The organism is Allochromatium humboldtianum, assembly GCF_013385175.1.
In the GTDB taxonomy this organism is placed as follows: domain Bacteria; phylum Pseudomonadota; class Gammaproteobacteria; order Chromatiales; family Chromatiaceae; genus Thermochromatium; species Thermochromatium humboldtianum.
The window spans coordinates 344299-362037 of the sequence record NZ_JABZEO010000002.1 but is presented as its reverse complement, the minus strand read 5'-3'; the positions used below and the strand labels follow the sequence as shown (position 1 = coordinate 362037).

Here is a 17739-nt window from a genome sequence, read left to right as displayed (position 1 = left end):
GGCCCTCAAGCCGCCGGTTCGCGCCGGCGGCGCTCGCGATTGCTCTTGAGCCGGAACAGCGTCCAGGCCGGTCCCGAGACCGCATAGGTCAGGGCCATCAGGAACAGCACCAGCGGCGGATGCATGTAGACGATGGCAAAGCCGAGCATCACCGCCACCGCCAGCAGAAAGGGCACACGCCCCTGCAGGTTGAGCTGCTTGAAGCTGTAGTAGCGGAAGTTGCTCACCATCAGCAGTCCCGCCCCCGCCGTCAGGAAGGCCGCCAGCCAGGACACATCCTGCCCCGAGATGCCGAATTCCTGCGCCGTCCAGATGCCCATGGCGATGATGGCCGCCGCCGGCGGACTGGCCAGTCCCTGGAAATAGCGCTTGTCGGCGGTGCCGACCTGGGTGTTGAAGCGCGCCAGCCGTAGCGCCGCCGCCGCCGTGAAGATGAAGGCCGCCAGCCAGCCGACCTTGCCCAGCTCGCCCAGCGCCCAGTGATAGGCGACCAGCGCCGGGGCCACCCCGAAGGCGACCATGTCGGAGAGACTGTCGTACTCGGCGCCGAAGGCGCTCTGCGTATTCGTCAGACGCGCGATGCGCCCATCGAAGCCGTCGAGGAATTGAGCCGAAAGGATGGCGATCGCGGCGGCCTCGAAGCGCCCCTGCGTGGCCGAGAGCACGGCGTAGAAGCCGGCGAAGAGCGCGGCGGTCGTGAACAGATTGGGCAGCAGATAGATGCCGCGACGGGTTTTGCGTGGAGCCTGAGTTTCGTCCATAGTATCGGGTGTCGGTTAGCGAAGAAATCGTGGGAGACATGATAGCAAGCGTGGTCTTCCAAACCCCTTTGGAATAGGGTCGATCCTTATGACACAGCCGCCTGCCAGACCGCCCCTGCCCAGCGACGACAAGCGCTGGAAGCTCGTCAATGCCACCATGCGCCGCAACGGCTATGCCGGTCACGCGCTGATCGAGACCCTGCACAGCGTCCAGGACGCCTTCGGCTATCTCGACGAGACCTCGCTGCGCTTCGTCGCCGCCTCGCTCGACCTGCCCGTGAGCAAGGTCTTCGGCGTGGCGACCTTCTACCACATCTTCATGCTCAAACCGAAGGGTCGGCACACCTGCGTGGTCTGCACCGGCACGGCCTGCTACATCAAGGGCGCGGGCGGCCTGATCGAGGGACTCCAGGAGCGCTATGGGATCGATCCCGGCGAGACCACCGGAGACGACCGGCTCTCGCTGCTCACCGCGCGCTGTGTCGGCGCCTGCGGACTGGCTCCGGCCGTGGTCGTCGACGGCGAGGTGCTGGGCAAACAGGCGGCGGATACACTGGTCGCCACGCTGGAGGAGTTGAGCTGACATGCATCTCGAAGACCTGGCCGAACAGGCCGCCCAGTATCGCAACGAGGAGGCGCACATCGAGCGCGAGGTGCGCGTCTGTGTCGCGGCCAGTTGTCAGTCCTCCGGCTCGCTGCCAGTCCTGGAAGCGCTCAAGTCCGCCTGTGACAGTCGGGGGGCCGGTTCGTGCAAGGTCAAGGGCGTCGGCTGCATGGGGCTGTGCTCGGCCGGGCCGCTGGTCGCCGTGGCCGACAAGGACTGTGAGCTGAACGAATCCGTACTCTATCGCGATGTCACTCCGGACGATGCGCCCGACATCATGGCCAGCGTCTGCGGCACGCCGGTCGAGCGTCTGCGCTGTCCGACGGATCAGCCCTTCTTCAGCCGTCAGCACAAGATCGTGCTGGAGAATTCGGGCTTGATCGACCCCGACAGTCTGCGCGGCTATATCGCCGTCGGCGGCTATGCGGCGCTCATCCAGGCGCTCACCGAGATGACGCCCGCTGATGTCTTGCGCGAAGTCACGACCAGCGGGTTGCGCGGACGCGGCGGCGGCGGTTATCCGACCGGGCTGAAGTGGTCGACCATCGCCAAGATGCCGCCCGGTCAGAAATATGTCGTCTGCAATGCCGACGAGGGCGATCCGGGCGCCTTCATGGATCGCGCGGTGCTGGAATCCGACCCGCATCGCATTCTCGAAGGCATGGCGATCGCTGCCTATGCCGTGGGCGCGAGCAAAGGCTATGTCTATGTGCGCGCCGAATATCCGCTGGCCGTCGAGCGTCTGGAGACGGCCATCCGCAAGGCCAAGCGTGCCGGTTTTCTCGGGGCCAAGGTCGCCGACACCCAGTTCGCCTTCGAGGTCGAGATCCGACTCGGCGCCGGGGCTTTCGTCTGCGGCGAGGAGACGGCGCTCATGGCCTCGATCGAAGGCTTGCGCGGCCAGCCGCGTCCGCGACCGCCCTACCCGGCCGAATCCGGTCTCTGGGGCTGTCCGACGCTCATCAACAATGTCGAGACCTTCGCCAACATCGCGCCGATCATTCGCGAGGGCGGCGACTGGTTCGCCTCGATCGGCACCGAGGGATCGAAGGGCACCAAGGTCTTCGCACTGGCCGGCAAGATCCAGAACACCGGCTTGATCGAAGTCCCGATGGGCACGCCGCTGCGCGACATCATCGAGGTCATCGGCGGCGGCATCCCGGACGGCAAGCGTTTCAAGGCGGTGCAGACCGGCGGACCGTCCGGCGGCTGCATCCCAGAGGCGCACCTCGACATCCCGGTCGACTACGACAGTCTCAAGACGCTCGGCACCATGATGGGTTCGGGCGGGATGATCGTGATGGACGAGACTTCGTGCATGGTCGATGTGGCGCGCTTCTTCATGGAGTTCTGCATGAGCGAGTCGTGCGGCAAGTGCATCCCCTGCCGCGCCGGCACCTGGCAGATGCACGCCCTCCTCGACACGCTCACCAAGGGCCGGGGCACGCGCGCCGATCTGGCGCTGCTGGAGGATCTGTGCGAGGTGGTGCGCGCGACCAGTCTCTGCGGACTCGGCCAGACCGCGCCCAATCCGGTGCTGAGCACGCTCAGATATTTCCGTGACGAGTATGAAGCCAAGCTGCTGACATGATGCCGCCGCTCACGGGGCCTTTGCTGGCTCAGTCTCGCGTCATTGCCAAAGGTCAACGTATCCGCGATTTACAACGTCTCGTCGAAACTTATGGTGGACGTGCGTCGCAGTGGGTGAAGAAGAGCAGTCCAGTCTTCGAGATGGATGGTGAGCACTATGAATTGCACTGGTACGAACATCACGGCCTTGGACGCTTCGAGATCAAATTGAAGAAGGTGGCACGATGATCGTTAAACTGATCGAACCACGGTCCGACTACCCCGATCTGTCCACTGGACAGACCTATTGCGTCATTGGAATCGAAGCCGACGACTATCGGTTGCTCGATGATCGAGGGCGACCCTATCTTTATCCGGCGGACTTGTTCGCAATCGTCGACGCAGGTGAACCGGATGACTGGGTGGTCTCCACCGGGGACGACGGCGAACGCTATGCCTATCCCGCCGCGCTCAACGAACCGGGATTCTTCGAGGACTTCTTCGAGGGTCGCCCGGAGTCGATCGCGACCTTTTGGCAAAGCGTCAACCAACAACTCTCACGTGCTGCCTGACATTACCCCACTGTTCAAGCCACGCCGAGACGCCTAGACGCTTCCGAGGAGCCGACACATGCCCCGACCCACACCCCAGCCGAACGTGCGCGTCGTCACGCTCCGCATCGACGACCGCGATCTCTCGGCGCGCGAGGACGAGACCCTGATCGAGGTCTGTCGCGAGAACCGGATTCCGATCCCCAGCCTCTGCCATCTCGACGGACTCTCGGTCTGGGGCGGCTGCCGGCTGTGCATGGTCGAGATCGCCGGTCAGGGCCGGCTGGTCGCCGCCTGCTCGACGCGCGTCGCCGAGGGCATGACGGTCCAGACAGACACCGAACGGCTCAGACACTATCGACGCACCATCGTCGAGCTGCTGTTCGCCGAACGAAACCATGTCTGCTCGGTGTGCGTCTCCAATGGTCACTGCGAATTGCAGTCGCTCGCCCAGCGCTGCGGCGTCGACCATGTGCGCCTGCCCTATCGTCAGACGCCCTACCCGGTCGACAGCTCGCACGAGATGTTCCGGCTCGACCACAACCGCTGCATCCTCTGCACCCGCTGCGTGCGGGTCTGTGACGAGATCGAGGGCGCCCATACCTGGGACGTCATGGGGCGCGGCAGCGACTGTCGCGTCATCACCGACATGGCCCGTCCCTGGGGCGAGAGCGAGACCTGCACCAGTTGCGGCAAGTGCGTGCAGGTCTGCCCGACCGGCGCCCTGGTCAAGCAGGGCACCTCGGCGGGCGAGATGGTCAAGGATCAACACTTCCTACCGATCCTGGCACGGCGGAGACACGCCCAATGAGCACTCAACCCAAGATCACGATCGCCACCGCCTGGCTCGACGGCTGCTCGGGCTGTCACATGTCCTTTCTGGATCTCGACGAGCGTCTGATCGAACTCGTCGAGCAGGTCGACATCGTCTACAGCCCCCTGGTCGATACGAAGGAACTGCCCGAACAGGTCGATGTCGGCATCCTGGAAGGCTCGATCAGCTCCGAAGACGATCTGGAGAAGGCGCGGCTGTTTCGCGAGCGCTGCACGCTGCTCGTCAGCCTGGGCGATTGCGCCGTCACCGGCAATGTCCCGGCCATGCGCAATCACTTCAAGCTCGACGCCGTGCTCGACCGCGCCTATCGCGAGAACGTCACGCTCCAGCCGCAGATCCCGACCCGGAGCGTCCCGGCCCTGCTGACGCCGGTCAAGCCTGTTCACGGCGAGGTCAAGGTCGATGTCTTCGTGCCCGGCTGTCCGCCGAGCGCGGATGCCATCTGGGCGGTCTTGAGCGAGCTGATCGCGGGACGGGCACCTGACCCCAACGCCGTCACGCGCTTCGGCGCCTGAGGCGCGCCGCGCTGATCCTTGCCGCTTCACGAGGGGATTTCACGCCATGAGCCGCACCATCACCATCGAGCCGGTCACTCGCATCGAGGGCCATGCCCGCATCACGCTCCAGCTCGGCGAGGACGGCCGGCTGGAGGACGCCCGCTTCCATCTCACTCAGTTTCGCGGCTTCGAGAAGTTCTGCGAGGGTCGGCCCTATCGCGAGATGCCGGCCCTGACCGCGCGTACCTGCGGCATCTGTCCGGTCAGTCACATCATCGCCTCCAACAAGGCGTGCGACCATCTGCTCGCGGTCGACATCCCGCCGACGGGCGAGAAGCTTCGGCGGATCATGAATCTGGCCCAGATCGTCCAGTCGCATGCGCTCTCGTTCTTCCATCTGTCCTCGCCGGATCTGCTGCTCGGCTGGGATTCGGACCCGGCCACGCGCAACATCTTCGGCGTGATGCGCCAGAACCCCGAGCTGGCGCGCGACGGCATCCGCCTGCGTCAGATCGGCCAGACCATCATCGAGACCCTGGGCGGCAAGAAGATCCATCCGACCTGGGTGGTGCCGGGCGGGGTGTCCGAGCCGCTGAGCGCCGAGAAGCGCGCGTCCATGCTCAAGCTGTTGCCCGAGGGGCTTGAGATCGCCAAGCGCACCTATGCCTTCTACAAGACGCTGGCGCCCAAATTCAAAGACGAGGCCGCGCACTTCGGCACCCAGCCGACGCTGTTCCTGAGTCTGGTGACGCCCCAAGGCAACCTGGAGCACTATGACGGCGTGCTGCGCGTCAAGGACGCTCAGGGGCGGATTCTGGAGGATCAGGTGCCGCCCGAGGAGTACGGGCATCTGATCGGCGAGGCGGTCGAGGACTTCAGTTACATGAAGTTCCCCTACTACAAGCCGCAGGGCTATCCGCAGGGGATCTATCGGGTCGGCCCCCTGGCGCGGCTCAACAACGTCCAGGCGTGCGGCACGCCCTATGCCGACGTAGCGCTGGCCGAGTTCCACATGCTCCAGGACTCCGGCCCCATCGTCAGCAGTTTCCACTATCACTATGCGCGTCTGGTCGAGATCATCTACGGTCTGGAGATGATCGAGCGGTTGCTCAAGGATCCGGCGATCCTGGACACTCGGGTGCGCGCACGCGCCCGCAGCAACCGTTACGAGGGCATCGGCGTCTCCGAGGCGCCGCGCGGGACGCTCATGCATCACTATCGCATCGACGACGATGGGCTCATCACCTGGCTGAATCTGGTCATCGCCACCGGGCACAACAATCTGGCCATGAATCAGTCGATCCGCGAGGTCGCCGAAGCCTATGTCGACGGCAACGCGATCGAGGAAGGGATGCTCAATCGGGTCGAGGCGGTGATTCGCTGCTACGACCCCTGTCTGTCCTGCGCCTCGCACGCCTTCGGCCAGATGCCGCTGGCGATCGAACTGCGGGATGCGGCGGGCCGGGTGGTCGACCGACTGACACGCTGAGCCGGATTCTTGGACAAGACACTCATCATCGGCTACGGCAGTCCGATCCGGGGCGATGACGCCATCGGTCCGCTAGCGGTCGAGCGGCTGGTCGAGCGCGGCTTGCCGGCCGGTGTGGAGGCCATCGCGCGTCATGTGCTGACGGCTGAGCTGGTCACTGAGCTGGCGGGACGCGAGCGGGCGATCTTTCTCGACGCGGCGGCCGGTGGCGAGCCGGGCACGGTGCAGGTGCATCGTCTAGAACCCGATGTGGCTGCACACTCGACGATGGCGCATTTTCTCGATCCGTCGGAATTGCTGGCCTGGTGTCGGCAGTTGTATGGACAGGCGCCGGAAGCCTATTTGATCACCGCGACGGGGGCCTGCTTCGATTATGCCCATTGCCAACTGAGTCCGGTCGCCGAGGCGGCGCTCGAGCGGTTGCTGGAGCAGGTTGCGCGGCTTTGGGGCTATTGATTCCTCCATCGCCATAACGAACGCCCTATTCGCCATCGGACCATCACTGGATTTAAGATGACGCCTCGGAACGGTCGCGTCGAGCCCCGGCGCCGACCGACACACACCCAAGACCGAGGATGGAGCAATGCCCGAGAGCTTGAATCTGGTTCAAAAGAGACGTTCGCACCTACAGGGAGCCGTGGGCGATCTCGGCGCGCGCGTGGTCGAGGCGCTGCATCGATCGGTCGAGTGTCTGAAGACCCAGGACAAGGCCCTGGCCGCCGACATCATCGCCGGCGATCAGCTCATCAACCAGCAGCGCCGTCTGCTGGAGCAGGAATGTCTGGTGACTCTGGCCGCCTACAAACCCGCCGGCGAGGATCTGCGCGCCGTCGGCGCCTGCATGGAACTGGCCTCCGAACTGGAACGCATCGGTGACTATGCCGCCGACGTCGCCCGCATCCTCGAGCGCGACGTCCAGGCGCCCCTGCCCGCCGAACCGGTCGCCGCCATCGCCGAGCTGGCCGAGGACGCGATCGACATGCTCGAACAGACCCTGGCCGCCTTCGTCGCCAACGGCAGCGAGGCCACGCTGCGCGCGGCAGTCGAAAAGGAATCCGAGGTCGATCGCGAGGAAGACGAGTTCATCGCCCAGGTGCTGGAGCGCATGCGCGCCGACGCTGCGTTCGCCGCCACCGGCACCTATCTGCTCTGGATCGTGCACAATTACGAGCGCGTGGCCGATCGCGCCACCAATGTCGCCGAGCGTGCCATCTATGTCGCCTCGGGGCATACGCCCGATCTGGACTGAACCCCACCCATCCGACCTGCCCGGACCTGTCTTCTCGCGGAGTCAACGATGAAATACGTCGAGGTGATCGCCGGCGCCGGCAGTGCCGAGACCGTGCGCGCGGCCGCCGAGCGCGTCAAGGCGCTCGATGTGCGTCTGGGTCCGGTTGGACCGGACGGACTCCAGGCGACCCGCCTCCTGGTGAGCGATAATCAGGTCCAACGGCTGCTCGACCTGCTCCAGGGTCTGCTGGGCGCCCAGCCCTCGGCTCGCATCCTGGTGCTCGCGGTCGAGGCGAGCATCCCGCCGCCCGACGAGGAGGCGCGCAAACAGGAGGATTCGGCCACGGCGGCGCGCGAGGCGCTCTACGAGGGCATGGACAAAAATTCGCGACTCGGACCCAATTATTTGATTCTGGTCATGCTCTCGACCGTGGTGGCCGCGATCGGACTGATCGAGGACAACGTGGCCGTGGTGATCGGCGCCATGGTGATCGCGCCGCTGCTGGGGCCGAATCTGGCGCTCAGTCTCGGCACCGCCCTGGGCGACGTGCCCCTGATGCGCCGCTCGGTCAAGACGGTGCTGGTCGGCATCCTGATCGCCGTGACACTCACCGCGATCCTCGGCTGGTTGTGGCCGACCGAACTGAACAGCCGCGAGGTGCTGTCGCGCACCGAGGCCGGGCTGGACTCCGTGCTCCTGGCGCTCGCCTCGGGCGCGGCGGCGGCGCTCTCGGTCACGACCGGACTCTCCAGCGTGCTGGTCGGCGTCATGGTCGCCGTGGCTCTGCTGCCGCCGGCGGCGACCGTGGGACTGATGCTGGGTCAGGGGCATCTCGAACCGGCGCTCGGTGCGGCATTGCTGCTGGCCATCAACGTGGTGAGCGTCAATCTGGCCAGCAAGATCGTGTTCTTCTTCAAGGGCATCCGACCGCGCAAATGGCTGGAGAAGGAGAAGGCCAAGCGCGCCATGGTCATCTATGTGCTGGTGTGGATCCTGACGCTGGCGGTGCTGACCCTGGTGGTGCTGGAGCGGCAGTATCGGCTGCTGCCGATCTAGGTTCGATGCCGATGTCAGACTCTCCGCTCGTATTGGCGTTGTCGTCTCTGTGGCTGGCACTGGGGTCGTCGGCGATTTCTCTGCTGGCCGGGCGCGAGCCGCGCCTGCTGCGGCTGGCCGCCGTGCCGCTGCTCGGGCTGGCGGGCACGGCGGCGCTCGTTGCGGGTCTCTGGACGCTGATCGCGGAGACGAACGCGAGCGCCATCCTGCCGCTGGGCCTGCCCTGGCTGCCCTGGCATGTGCGGCTCGATCCGCTCTCCGGCGTCTTTCTCGTCCTCATCGGGCTGGTGACAGGCGCGGTCGGACTCTATGGGCGCGACTATGTGCGCCACTTCGAGGGCGGGCGCGAGTCGCTGATCACGCTCGGCGGCTTCAGCGGACTCTTCCTGGCCGGGATGCTGCTGGTGGTGCTGGCCGACGATGCCTTCGTGTTCATGATCGCCTGGGAAGTCATGTCCCTGTCGTCCTACTTCCTGGTCGCCTTCCAGCACGAACAGGCCGCCAACCGGCGTGCGGCCTTCCTCTATCTGCTCATGGCGCACGTCGGCGGACTGGCGATCCTGCTCGGCTTCGGGGTACTGGCGGCCTTCGGCGGCGGCTTCGACTTCGCGTCCATGCGTGCGGCTGAACTCACACCGCTGTGGGCGGGCGTCGCCTTCGCCCTCGCCTTCCTCGGCTTCGGCATGAAGGCCGGGCTGGCGCCGCTCCATGCCTGGCTGCCGGAGGCGCATCCGGTCGCGCCTTCGCACATCTCGGCGCTCATGTCAGGGGTCATGCTCAAGGTCGCGGTCTATGGCTTCATCCGCGTGGTGCTGGATCTCAATGGCGAGGTGCACTGGTCCTGGGGCGTGACCCTGATCGCGGTCGGCGGTCTCTCGGCGCTGGTCGGGGTGCTGTTCGCGCTGGTCCAGACCGATCTCAAGCGGTTGCTGGCCTATTCGTCGGTCGAGAATCTGGGGATCGTCTTCATCGCTTTGGGACTGGCGCTGCTGTTCCAGTCCACCGGCCATCCCAATCTGGCGGCGCTGGCCCTGGTCGCGGCGCTCTATCACGCGCTCAACCATGCGCTGTTCAAGTCACTGCTGTTCCTGGGTGCGGGCGCGATCCTGCACAGCACCCACGAGCGCGACCTGGACCAAATGGGCGGCTTGCTGCGGCGGATGCCCTGGACCGGCTCGTTCTTCCTGATCGGCTGTCTGTCGATCTCGGCCCTGCCGCCCTTCAACGGCTTCGTCTCGGAATGGCTGATCTTCCAGTCGGCGCTGCAAGCCTGGAACCTGGAGAGCGGCGTGCTGCGCAGTCTGGTGCCGATCGCCTCGGCGGTGCTGGCGCTCACCGGCGCGCTGGTGGCGGCGACCTTCGTCAAGGTCTACGGCATCGCCTTTCTGGGGCAGGCGCGCTCGCGTCATGTGCGCCGCGCCCGACCCTCACCCAAAGGCATGTGGGCCGGTCAGGGCGTGCTGGCGGCGCTGTGCGTGCTGTTCGGCGTACTGCCGACCCAGATCCTCGGCCTGCTCGATCCGGTGGCCGAACAGCTGCTGGGGACGGGCGTGCCTCAGGCCGGCGCAAACGGCTGGCTGTGGTTGACGCCGATCTCAGCCGAGACCGCCAGCTATAGCGCGCCCCTGACCATCCTGCTGCTAGCCCTGATCGCGGGCGCGGCCATCTGGTGGTTCAAACGCCGCGCCTCCTGGCGGGTGCGGCGCTGTGATCCCTGGGACTGCGGATTCGCCGCACCGACGCCCCGGATGCAATACAGCGCCGCCTCCTTTGCCCAGCCGATCCGGCGCGTCTTCGCGCTGCTGTTCCTGATCGACGAGGGCCAGGAACAGGGTGCGGATGGCGTCACGCGCTATCGGCTCAGGATCGCCGATCGTGCCAGGGGCTGGCTCTATCTGCCGGTGGCGCGCGCGGTCGACAGTTCGGCGCGACAGGTGGCGCGGCTGCAATCGGGCAGCGTGCGCCTCTATCTCGGCTGGACGCTGGTGACACTGCTCGTGCTGTTGTGGGTCATCTCATGAGTGCCTGGTTCATCGCCCTGCTGCAAGCCCTGCTCTGTGTGGCCCTGGCCCCGCTGCTGGTCGGCTGGGTGCGCCGGGTCAAGGCGCGGCTCCAGAACCGGCGCGGCGCCCCCCTGCTCCAGCCCTATGCCGATCTGCACAAGCTGATGATCAAGGAGACGCGCGTGGCGCACACCGCCTCACCGCTGTTTCGGGTCGCGCCCTACATCGTCTTCGTCGCCATCTGGCTGGCGTGCGCCACCGTGCCGCTGATCGCGCTCGATCTGCCCACGGCGGGCATCGCCGACATCATCGTGCTGGTGGGGCTGCTGGCGCTGGGTCGCTTCTTCCTCGCGCTGGCCGGCATGGACGTGGGCACGGCCTTCGGCGGCATGGGCGCCTCGCGCGAGATGCTGATCTCGGCGCTGGCCGAGCCGGCGTTGCTGATGGCCGTCTTCACCCTGGCCATGACCGCGCACAGCACCAGTCTGGTTGGGGTGATGGAGCATCATCTGACCGATGGCTTCCTGCTGCGTCCGTCCTATCTGTTCGCCTTCGGCGCGCTGGTGCTGGTGGCGCTGGCCGAGTGCGGACGCATTCCGGTCGACAATCCATCAACGCACCTGGAACTGACCATGGTCCACGAGGCCATGCTGCTCGAATACACCGGACGCCATCTGGCGCTCATGGAATGGGCGGCCTGGATCAAGCTGCTGCTCTATGGCGTGCTGATCGTCAACGTCTTCCTGCCCTGGGGCATCGCGACCGTGTTCACGCCGGCGGCGCTGGCGCTGGGGCTGATCGCCGTGGTCGTCAAGCTGGCGCTGTTGGGCGCGGCGCTCGCGCTCGGCGAGACGCTGATGGCCAAGATGCGGCTGTTCCGCGTGCCGGGATTTCTGAATCTGGCGCTGCTCCTGGGTCTGCTGGGACTGCTGAGCCATGTGATCCTGGAGGTCGGGGCATGAGTCTGGCTGTGATGCCGCTGCTGCAACAGTTCGTCGTGCTGCTGGCGGCGCTGGCGTTGTTTCTGTCCTTCGTGCTGCTGGCGCAGACGCGGCTGGTGGCGGCGATCCATGTCTTCGCCTGGCAGGGGGCGCTGGTGGCGGCCGTGACCTTCACCGTGGCCCTGACCGGACACGCCGGGCATCTCTATTTCTCGGCGATCCTGACCCTGATCCTCAAGGCGCTGCTGATTCCTTGGATGCTGCATCGTCTGGTGCGCCGTCTGGGGCTGGAGCGCCACACCGAGCGTCTGCGGCATCCGGCGCTGGTGGTCATGGCCGGCGTGGCGCTGGTGATCTTCAGCTACTGGCTGGTGCTACCGATGGTCGAACAGGGGCTGGCCTTCACCCGCAACATCATCGCCGTGAGTCTGGCGCTGGTGCTGATCGGGCTGCTGATGATGGTGTTCCGCCATCAGGCCGTGGCGCAGGTGCTGGGTTTCATGTCGATGGAGAACGGATTGTTCCTGGCCGCCGTCTCGGCGACCGCCGGGATGCCGCTGGTGGTCGAACTGGGCGTGGCCTTCGATCTGCTGGTGGCCATGGTGCTGTTCGGCGTGTTCTTCTTCCAGATCCGCGAGAGCATCGATTCGCTCGATGTCGACCGGCTCAATCGCTTGACGGAGGTGGAGTAGATGGACCGCGCACGACTCTGCGACTCCGACGGCAGGCTCTGACATGGCGCCCTTGCTGCTGACATTGCTCCCCCCCCTGATCGGCGGACTGGCGCTCTTCCTGGTGCGGGCGCTCGGGACGGCTGGACGGCTCAATCTGGCCGTCTCGGGCCTGACCCTGCTCGGTTCGCTGTGGCTGGCCTGGACGGTTGCTCGGGTCGAGGTCGTCGCGGGACTGGGCTTCCGGATCGATGCCTTCAACGTTTATCTGATCGTGCTCACGGCCTTCGTCGGGCTGACCACAGCCATCTTCTCGCGCCCCTACATGGAGCATGTGCAGGCGAGCGGGCGCATCAGCGTGCTCAATCTGCGTCTCTACCACGGTCTCTATCAGGCGTTCATGCTGACCATGCTGGTGGCCCTGACCACCGACAATCTCGGCGTGCTCTGGGTGGCGGTCGAGGGCGCGACGCTTGCGACCGTGCTGCTGGTCTCGCTCTATCGCACCCCGGAGGCGGTCGAGGCGGCCTGGAAGTATTTCATCCTCTGCGGCGTGGGGATCGCGCTGGCCCTGTTCGGCACGGTGCTGACCTATTTCGCCGCGCAACTGGTGCTCGATGACACCGAGTCCGGGCTGACCTGGAGCGTGCTCCATGCCCACGCCGGCGCGCTCGATCCGACCGTGATGCGCATTGCCTTCGTGTTCCTGCTGGTCGGCTACGGCACCAAGGTCGGTCTGGTGCCCATGCATCAGTGGCTGCCGGACGCGCATTCCGAGGGACCGACGCCGATGTCGGCGGTGCTCTCGGGGTTGCTGCTCAATGTGGCGCTCTATGCGGTGGTGCGGCTCAAGATGCTGGTCGACGGCTCGCTGGCCGCGACCGACACGCCGCATCTGGCCGGGGCGCTGCTGATGGGCTTCGGGCTGGTGTCCTTTGTGGTGGCGGCGCTGTTCCTGCACCGTCAGCGCGACATCAAGCGGCTGTTCAGCTATTCGTCGATCGAGCACATGGGGCTGATGACGTTCGCCTTCGGGGTCGGCGGGCCGCTGGCGACCTTCGGCGCGCTGCTGCACATGCTGGTGCATTCGCTCACCAAATCGGCGATCTTCGTCACCGTCGGGCACGCGACCCATCTGGCCGGCACCCAGTCGATCGAGCGCATTCGCGGGCTGATCCGCACCCAGCCGGCGATCGGCTGGTCGCTGCTGTTCGGCGTGGTGGCCATCGCGGGGTTTCCGCCGTTTGGGGTCTTCACCAGTGAATTCCTGCTCCTGACCGCGACCATGCAGACATACCCCTGGTTCACCGTGGTCCTGCTGAGCGGACTGGCGATCGCCTTCGCCGGACTGTTCCGGCATCTGCATCCGATGGTCTACGGCACGGCGCCCGAGGGACAGACGCCGGTCTCGGCCAACCTGTTGCCGGTGTTCGTGCATCTGGGACTGGTGCTGTGGCTGGGGCTGGCCATCCCCGGTTTTCTCGCCGAATGGCTGGATCGGGCGACGGCACTGATCACTGGTGGTGGGGTGTTATGAGTCGCTTTGACTGGTTGTCCGATTTTCTGAGCCGCCTCGGTGAGTTCGGCGCGAACGTCCGTGACGACGAGAGGCTCGCGCCCGCGCGGCGGCTGATCCTCGATCCGGCATCCTGGGAACCGGCGGCGCGAGCGGCGGCGGCTATAGGGCTGCGTCATGCCGGCGTCTGGGCCGATCCGCTCGACACCCCTGCCGATCCGGCGCGCAACAGTACTGAACCCCGTCTGCGCGTGATGGCCTGTCTGGAACACGGCGGCGACTATCTGATCCTGGAGACCGAGGTTCCGCTGAGCCGGCCTCATCTGGCCTCACAGGCATCGCATTTCCCCGGAATCGGTCGCCTGGAGCGCCACGCGCATGACCTGACCGGAGTCATCTGGACCGATCAGCCCGACGGACGCCGCTGGACGCGCCATCAGGCCTGGCCCGAGGATCGCTTCCCACTGCGCGCCGATTTCCCCGTGAGCTGCGAAGACACCGGACGCGCCCCGGCCGACGCCGAGTACCCCTTCGCGCCCATCCAGGGCAGCGGCATCCACGAGATCCCGGTCGGTCCGGTCCATGCCGGCATCATCGAGCCGGGACACTTCCGCTTCCAGGCCATGGGCGAGGAAGTCCTGCGGCTGGAGGAACGGCTCGGCTATGTCCATCGCGGGGTCGAGAAACTCGCCGTCGGACGCGATCCGGCCGGACTGGCGCGGCTCGCCGGACGGGTCTCGGGCGATTCGACGGTCGCCCATGCCTGGGCCGCCTGTCAGGCCATGGAACGCGCCACCGGCTGTGAGGCGCCGCCGCGCGCCCTGGCCCTGCGCGCGCTCCTGGCCGAGCGCGAACGCATCGCCAATCATCTGGGCGACATCGGCGCCATCTGCAACGACGTCGGTTTCGCCTTCGCTCATGTCCAGTGCGCACGACTGCGCGAGCAGTGGCAGCGGCGCTCGCGCGAGCTGTTCGGGCATCGGTTGCTGATGGATGTGGTCATCCCCGGCGGTGTCGCCCAGGATCTGTCGGTCGGCGGTTTCCATAATCTACGACTCGACCATGCCGCGCTCCGCCAGGCCATCGACCCCATCTTCGACATCGTCGAGGATCTGCCGTCACTCGACGACCGGCTGCTCACGACCGGCATTCTGTCTCAAGCCGATGCCCGTGAACTCGGCTGTACCGGCTATGTCGGCAAGGCCAGCGGTCTGGCGTTCGATGTTCGTCAGGACAGCCCCTACCCGCCCTATGACCGACTGCGGGTCGAGGTGCCGGTCCAGACCGAGGGTGACGTGGCCGCACGGGTGCGGGTGCGGCTCGGTGAGGTACGCGGAAGTCTGTGGATGCTGGACCGCCTGCTCGACGACCTGCCGACGGGTGAGATCGCGACGCCGCTCCCGCCGCCCGAAGCCGGCGCCATGGGCCTGGGGTTGATCGACGGCTGGCGCGGCGAGATCCTGAGCTTCGTGCGTTTCGACGACACCGGACGCATCGCCCGCTACTTCCCGCGCGACCCGAGCTGGTTCACCTGGCCGGCGCTCGAACGGCTGATTCTGGGCAACATCGTCCCCGATTTCCCGGTCTGCAACAAATCGGTCAACGGCTCCTATGCCGGCCATGACCTTTGAGCGTTGCCTTCAGCCCGCGCCGTCCCCCGACTGGTCGGGCGGCGATTCCTCCAAGGGCTCCAGCGACTCGATATTGAGCAGATGCACCCGCCGGCTGTCGGCGCGCATCACGGTGAAGCGGAAGCGCCCGAGTTCCACCGACTCGCCGCGCTTGGGCAGATGCCCGAAGGCATTGACCACCAGCCCGCCGATGGTGTCGAACTCCTCGTCCGAGAAATCGCTGCCGAAGTACTCGTTGAAATCCTCGATCGGGGTGCGCGCCTTGGCGCTGAAATCGTTCTCGCCACGGCGGAAGATGCCCGAACCCTCGTCGTAATCGTGCTCGTCGTCGATCTCGCCGACGATCTGTTCGAGCACATCCTCGATCGTCACCAGACCCGAGGCGTTGCCGTACTCGTCGACCACGATCGCCATGTGATTGCGGCTGGCGCGAAACTCCTTGAGCAGCACGTTGAGCCGCTTGCTCTCGGGCACGAAGACGGCCGAGCGCAGCAGATCGCGGATATTGAAGGCGCGTCGACCGGTCTCGATGCAGAACGAGAGCAGATCCTTCGCCAGCAGGATGCCGACCACCTCGCCCTTGTCGTCGCCCGTGACCGGAAAGCGTGAATGGGCCGACTTGACCGCGATCTGGAGGATCTTCTCCAACGGGTCGTCGCGGCGCAGCGCGACCATCTCGGCGCGCGGAACCATGATGTCGCGCACCCGCAGGTCCGAGACCTGGAGCACGCCCTCGATCATGCTCAGGGCGTCCGTGTCCAGCAGTTCCCTCTGCCGCGCATCCTTCAGCAGCTCGATGAGCTGTTCCCTGTCCTGTGGCTCGCCACCCAGCAGTTGGCCCAGACGTCCGAGCCAGTTGCGTGATCGCGAACCCTCGCTAGATCGATCGCTCGTCATGAGAAGTCTTGTCATCCTCCAGGTGGCCCTGGTCTTCGTAAGGTGGGGGGAATCCTAACCCGCCCAGGATCGCCGTTTCCAGTGTTTCCATCACGGCGGCCTCGGCGTCCGTAACATGATCGTAATCAAGCAGATGCAGAACGCCATGCACCACCATGTGCGCCCAGTGCGCTTCCGGCGTCTTGCCCTGTTCCAGCGCCTCGCGCCGCACCACCTCGGTGCAGATCACCAGATCGCCGAGCAGGTCATGGATCGGATCCTCCGTGTCCAGACCGGGCGGCGCCTCGAACGGAAAGGACAGCACATTGGTCGGCTTGTCGCGTCCGCGATACTGGAGATTGAGCGCCTGACTCTCGTCGGGGTCGACCAGGCGGATGGTCAGCTCGGCACGCGCGCGCTGAAACGGCGGATCGGCCTGCTCCAGCGCGGCCCGGACCCAGCGCTCGAACTGGGGCGGCAGCGGATGATCGGCGTCCTCGGTGGCGACCTGCAGATCCAGTTCCAGTTCGACGCTCATGGCTGATTCTCGAAGGCGTCGTAGGCGTTGACGATGCGCTGAACCAGCGCATGACGCACCACGTCGCGGGCGTTGAAGAAGGTGAAGCTGATGCCCGGCACGTCCTTGAGGATCTCGACCGCCTGCCGCAAGCCGGACGGCTGGCCGCGCGGCAGATCGACCTGGGTCACGTCGCCGGTGATGACGGCGGTCGAACCGAAACCGATGCGGGTCAGGAACATCTTCATCTGCTCGGGCGTGGTGTTCTGCGCCTCGTCGAGGATGATGAAGGATTCGTTCAGGGTGCGACCGCGCATGTAAGCCAGCGGTGCCACCTCGATCACATTGCGCTCGATGAGCTTGTTGACCTTCTCGAAGCCGAACATCTCGAACAGGGCGTCATAGAGCGGACGCAGATAGGGGTCAATCTTCTGCGCCAGATCGCCGGGCAGGAAGCCGAGCCGCTCGCCCGCCTCGACCGCCGGGCGCACCAGCAGCAGACGCCGCACCCGATCGGACTCCAGCGCCTCGACCGCGCAGGCCACGGCCAGATAGGTCTTGCCGGTACCCGCCGGACCGACACCGAAATTGATGTCGTGCTTGAGGATGGCGTGCAGGTATTCCTGCTGATTGGGTCCGCGCGCCCGGATCAGACCGCGCTTGGTCTTGATGATCACCTCCGGCAGCCGGTCCTCGACCTGCTCCAAGAGCGCATCCACGCCGGAGTCCTGGAGCACCAGATGGATGGTCTCGGGTGTGAGCACCGACTCGGCGGTCTCGGCATAGAGTGCGCGCAGCACCTGCTCGCCGAGCCGTACCGCATCGCCCTCGCCGATCAGGCGGAAGCTCGATCCGCGATTGCCGATCTCGATCCCGAGCCGGCGTTCGAGTTGGCGGAGGTGTTGATCGAACTGGCCGCACAGATTGGCCAGACGTGTGTTGTCCTCGGGCGTGAGCTCGAGGTCGATGGATTGGGGTTGAATGCTCAAGC

The 17739-nt window shown here is 65.9% G+C and carries 19 protein-coding genes; 15 read left to right on the top strand and 4 right to left on the bottom strand.

Translation table 11 applies throughout. The annotated features are described in order from the left end of the window. Positions 1-5: 5 nt before the first annotated feature. Positions 6-761, bottom strand: a complete 756-nt coding sequence (gene pssA / locus HW932_RS04205) for a CDP-diacylglycerol--serine O-phosphatidyltransferase (RefSeq protein ID WP_176975236.1) — start codon at positions 759-761, stop codon at positions 6-8. 88 nt (positions 762-849) lie between these two features. Between pssA and hoxE the strand changes: the two genes are divergently transcribed. The 15 genes from hoxE (at position 850) to HW932_RS04130 (ending at position 15355) form a co-directional block, all read left to right on the top strand. Then, entirely contained in the window at positions 850-1344 is a 495-nt protein-coding gene (gene hoxE / locus HW932_RS04200; RefSeq protein ID WP_176975235.1) for a bidirectional hydrogenase complex protein HoxE, read from the top strand. A gap of 1 nt (position 1345) precedes the next feature. After that, a complete protein-coding gene (locus HW932_RS04195) occupies positions 1346-2956 on the top strand; it encodes a NuoF family protein (RefSeq protein WP_176975234.1) in 1611 nt (536 codons plus the stop codon). Further along, positions 2953-3183: a hypothetical protein gene (locus HW932_RS04190; RefSeq protein WP_176975233.1), complete on the top strand. Its 231-nt coding sequence runs from the start codon at positions 2953-2955 to the stop codon at positions 3181-3183. Before HW932_RS04195 ends, HW932_RS04190 begins: the two co-directional genes overlap by 4 nt. Then, positions 3180-3506: a hypothetical protein gene (locus HW932_RS04185; RefSeq protein WP_176975232.1), complete on the top strand. Its 327-nt coding sequence runs from the start codon at positions 3180-3182 to the stop codon at positions 3504-3506. The genes HW932_RS04190 and HW932_RS04185 overlap by 4 nt, the downstream gene beginning before the upstream one ends. Before the next feature lie 58 nt (positions 3507-3564). After that, positions 3565-4296, top strand: coding sequence for a bidirectional hydrogenase complex protein HoxU (gene hoxU / locus HW932_RS04180; protein WP_176975231.1), 732 nt, complete (start codon positions 3565-3567; stop codon positions 4294-4296). After that, positions 4293-4835: an NADH-quinone oxidoreductase subunit B family protein gene (locus HW932_RS04175; protein ID WP_176975230.1), complete on the top strand. Its 543-nt coding sequence runs from the start codon at positions 4293-4295 to the stop codon at positions 4833-4835. Before hoxU ends, HW932_RS04175 begins: the two co-directional genes overlap by 4 nt. A 46-nt stretch (positions 4836-4881) precedes the next feature. Then, complete coding sequence (locus HW932_RS04170) at positions 4882-6306, top strand: Ni/Fe hydrogenase subunit alpha (protein WP_176975229.1); 1425 nt, start codon at positions 4882-4884, stop codon at positions 6304-6306. A 9-nt stretch (positions 6307-6315) separates the two neighbouring features. Beyond that, positions 6316-6762 (top strand): hydrogenase maturation protease, encoded by a 447-nt coding sequence (locus HW932_RS04165; protein ID WP_176975228.1) that lies wholly within the window; start codon positions 6316-6318, stop codon positions 6760-6762. 127 nt (positions 6763-6889) lie between these two features. Continuing rightward, complete coding sequence (gene phoU, locus HW932_RS04160; RefSeq protein WP_176975227.1) at positions 6890-7555, top strand: phosphate signaling complex protein PhoU; 666 nt, start codon at positions 6890-6892, stop codon at positions 7553-7555. 48 nt (positions 7556-7603) lie between these two features. After that, positions 7604-8593, top strand: a complete 990-nt coding sequence (locus tag HW932_RS04155) for a TIGR00341 family protein (RefSeq protein ID WP_176975226.1) — start codon at positions 7604-7606, stop codon at positions 8591-8593. Positions 8594-8604: 11 nt separating this feature from the next. Next, a complete protein-coding gene (hyfB, locus tag HW932_RS04150) occupies positions 8605-10614 on the top strand; it encodes a hydrogenase 4 subunit B (RefSeq protein WP_176975225.1) in 2010 nt (669 codons plus the stop codon). Continuing rightward, positions 10611-11558: a respiratory chain complex I subunit 1 family protein gene (locus HW932_RS04145; protein WP_176975224.1), complete on the top strand. Its 948-nt coding sequence runs from the start codon at positions 10611-10613 to the stop codon at positions 11556-11558. Before hyfB ends, HW932_RS04145 begins: the two co-directional genes overlap by 4 nt. Continuing rightward, positions 11555-12229 carry a formate hydrogenlyase gene (locus HW932_RS04140; protein WP_176975223.1) on the top strand — a complete coding sequence of 225 codons (675 nt, stop codon included), beginning with the start codon at positions 11555-11557 and terminating at the stop codon, positions 12227-12229. Before HW932_RS04145 ends, HW932_RS04140 begins: the two co-directional genes overlap by 4 nt. Before the next feature lie 43 nt (positions 12230-12272). Continuing rightward, complete coding sequence (locus tag HW932_RS04135) at positions 12273-13745, top strand: hydrogenase 4 subunit F (RefSeq protein WP_176975222.1); 1473 nt, start codon at positions 12273-12275, stop codon at positions 13743-13745. Beyond that, positions 13742-15355 carry a hydrogenase large subunit gene (locus HW932_RS04130; protein ID WP_176975221.1) on the top strand — a complete coding sequence of 538 codons (1614 nt, stop codon included), beginning with the start codon at positions 13742-13744 and terminating at the stop codon, positions 15353-15355. The genes HW932_RS04135 and HW932_RS04130 overlap by 4 nt, the downstream gene beginning before the upstream one ends. Before the next feature lie 9 nt (positions 15356-15364). Here HW932_RS04130 and HW932_RS04125 read toward each other — a convergent pair whose 3' ends face one another. The 3 genes from HW932_RS04125 to HW932_RS04115 are packed head-to-tail and all read right to left on the bottom strand — an operon-like array spanning position 15365 to position 17737. Next, positions 15365-16252: a CorC family transporter gene (locus tag HW932_RS04125; RefSeq protein ID WP_176975220.1), complete on the bottom strand. Its 888-nt coding sequence runs from the start codon at positions 16250-16252 to the stop codon at positions 15365-15367. Continuing rightward, positions 16233-16769, bottom strand: coding sequence for an rRNA maturation RNase YbeY (ybeY, locus tag HW932_RS04120; RefSeq protein ID WP_176975219.1), 537 nt, complete (start codon positions 16767-16769; stop codon positions 16233-16235). Before ybeY ends, HW932_RS04125 begins: the two co-directional genes overlap by 20 nt. Next, the gene (locus tag HW932_RS04115) at positions 16766-17737 is read right to left on the bottom strand and encodes a PhoH family protein (RefSeq protein WP_176975218.1); all 972 of its coding nucleotides are present in this window, start codon (positions 17735-17737) and stop codon (positions 16766-16768) included. Before HW932_RS04115 ends, ybeY begins: the two co-directional genes overlap by 4 nt. Positions 17738-17739: the final 2 nt, after the last annotated feature.

Excerpts from the sequence above, each read along its gene's own strand:
- pssA (WP_176975236.1), bottom strand. The coding sequence starts at position 761 with ATGGACGAAACTCAGGCTCCACGCAAAACCCGTCGCGGCATCTATCTG.
- hoxE (WP_176975235.1), top strand. The coding sequence starts at position 850 with ATGACACAGCCGCCTGCCAGACCGCCCCTGCCCAGCGACGACAAGCGC.
- HW932_RS04195 (WP_176975234.1), top strand. The coding sequence starts at position 1,346 with ATGCATCTCGAAGACCTGGCCGAACAGGCCGCCCAGTATCGCAACGAG.
- HW932_RS04190 (WP_176975233.1), top strand. The coding sequence starts at position 2,953 with ATGATGCCGCCGCTCACGGGGCCTTTGCTGGCTCAGTCTCGCGTCATT.
- HW932_RS04185 (WP_176975232.1), top strand. The coding sequence starts at position 3,180 with ATGATCGTTAAACTGATCGAACCACGGTCCGACTACCCCGATCTGTCC.
- hoxU (WP_176975231.1), top strand. The coding sequence starts at position 3,565 with ATGCCCCGACCCACACCCCAGCCGAACGTGCGCGTCGTCACGCTCCGC.
- HW932_RS04175 (WP_176975230.1), top strand. The coding sequence starts at position 4,293 with ATGAGCACTCAACCCAAGATCACGATCGCCACCGCCTGGCTCGACGGC.
- HW932_RS04170 (WP_176975229.1), top strand. The coding sequence starts at position 4,882 with ATGAGCCGCACCATCACCATCGAGCCGGTCACTCGCATCGAGGGCCAT.
- phoU (WP_176975227.1), top strand. The coding sequence starts at position 6,890 with ATGCCCGAGAGCTTGAATCTGGTTCAAAAGAGACGTTCGCACCTACAG.
- HW932_RS04155 (WP_176975226.1), top strand. The coding sequence starts at position 7,604 with ATGAAATACGTCGAGGTGATCGCCGGCGCCGGCAGTGCCGAGACCGTG.
- hyfB (WP_176975225.1), top strand. The coding sequence starts at position 8,605 with ATGTCAGACTCTCCGCTCGTATTGGCGTTGTCGTCTCTGTGGCTGGCA.
- HW932_RS04145 (WP_176975224.1), top strand. The coding sequence starts at position 10,611 with ATGAGTGCCTGGTTCATCGCCCTGCTGCAAGCCCTGCTCTGTGTGGCC.
- HW932_RS04140 (WP_176975223.1), top strand. The coding sequence starts at position 11,555 with ATGAGTCTGGCTGTGATGCCGCTGCTGCAACAGTTCGTCGTGCTGCTG.
- HW932_RS04135 (WP_176975222.1), top strand. The coding sequence starts at position 12,273 with ATGGCGCCCTTGCTGCTGACATTGCTCCCCCCCCTGATCGGCGGACTG.
- HW932_RS04130 (WP_176975221.1), top strand. The coding sequence starts at position 13,742 with ATGAGTCGCTTTGACTGGTTGTCCGATTTTCTGAGCCGCCTCGGTGAG.
- HW932_RS04125 (WP_176975220.1), bottom strand. The coding sequence starts at position 16,252 with ATGACGAGCGATCGATCTAGCGAGGGTTCGCGATCACGCAACTGGCTC.
- ybeY (WP_176975219.1), bottom strand. The coding sequence starts at position 16,769 with ATGAGCGTCGAACTGGAACTGGATCTGCAGGTCGCCACCGAGGACGCC.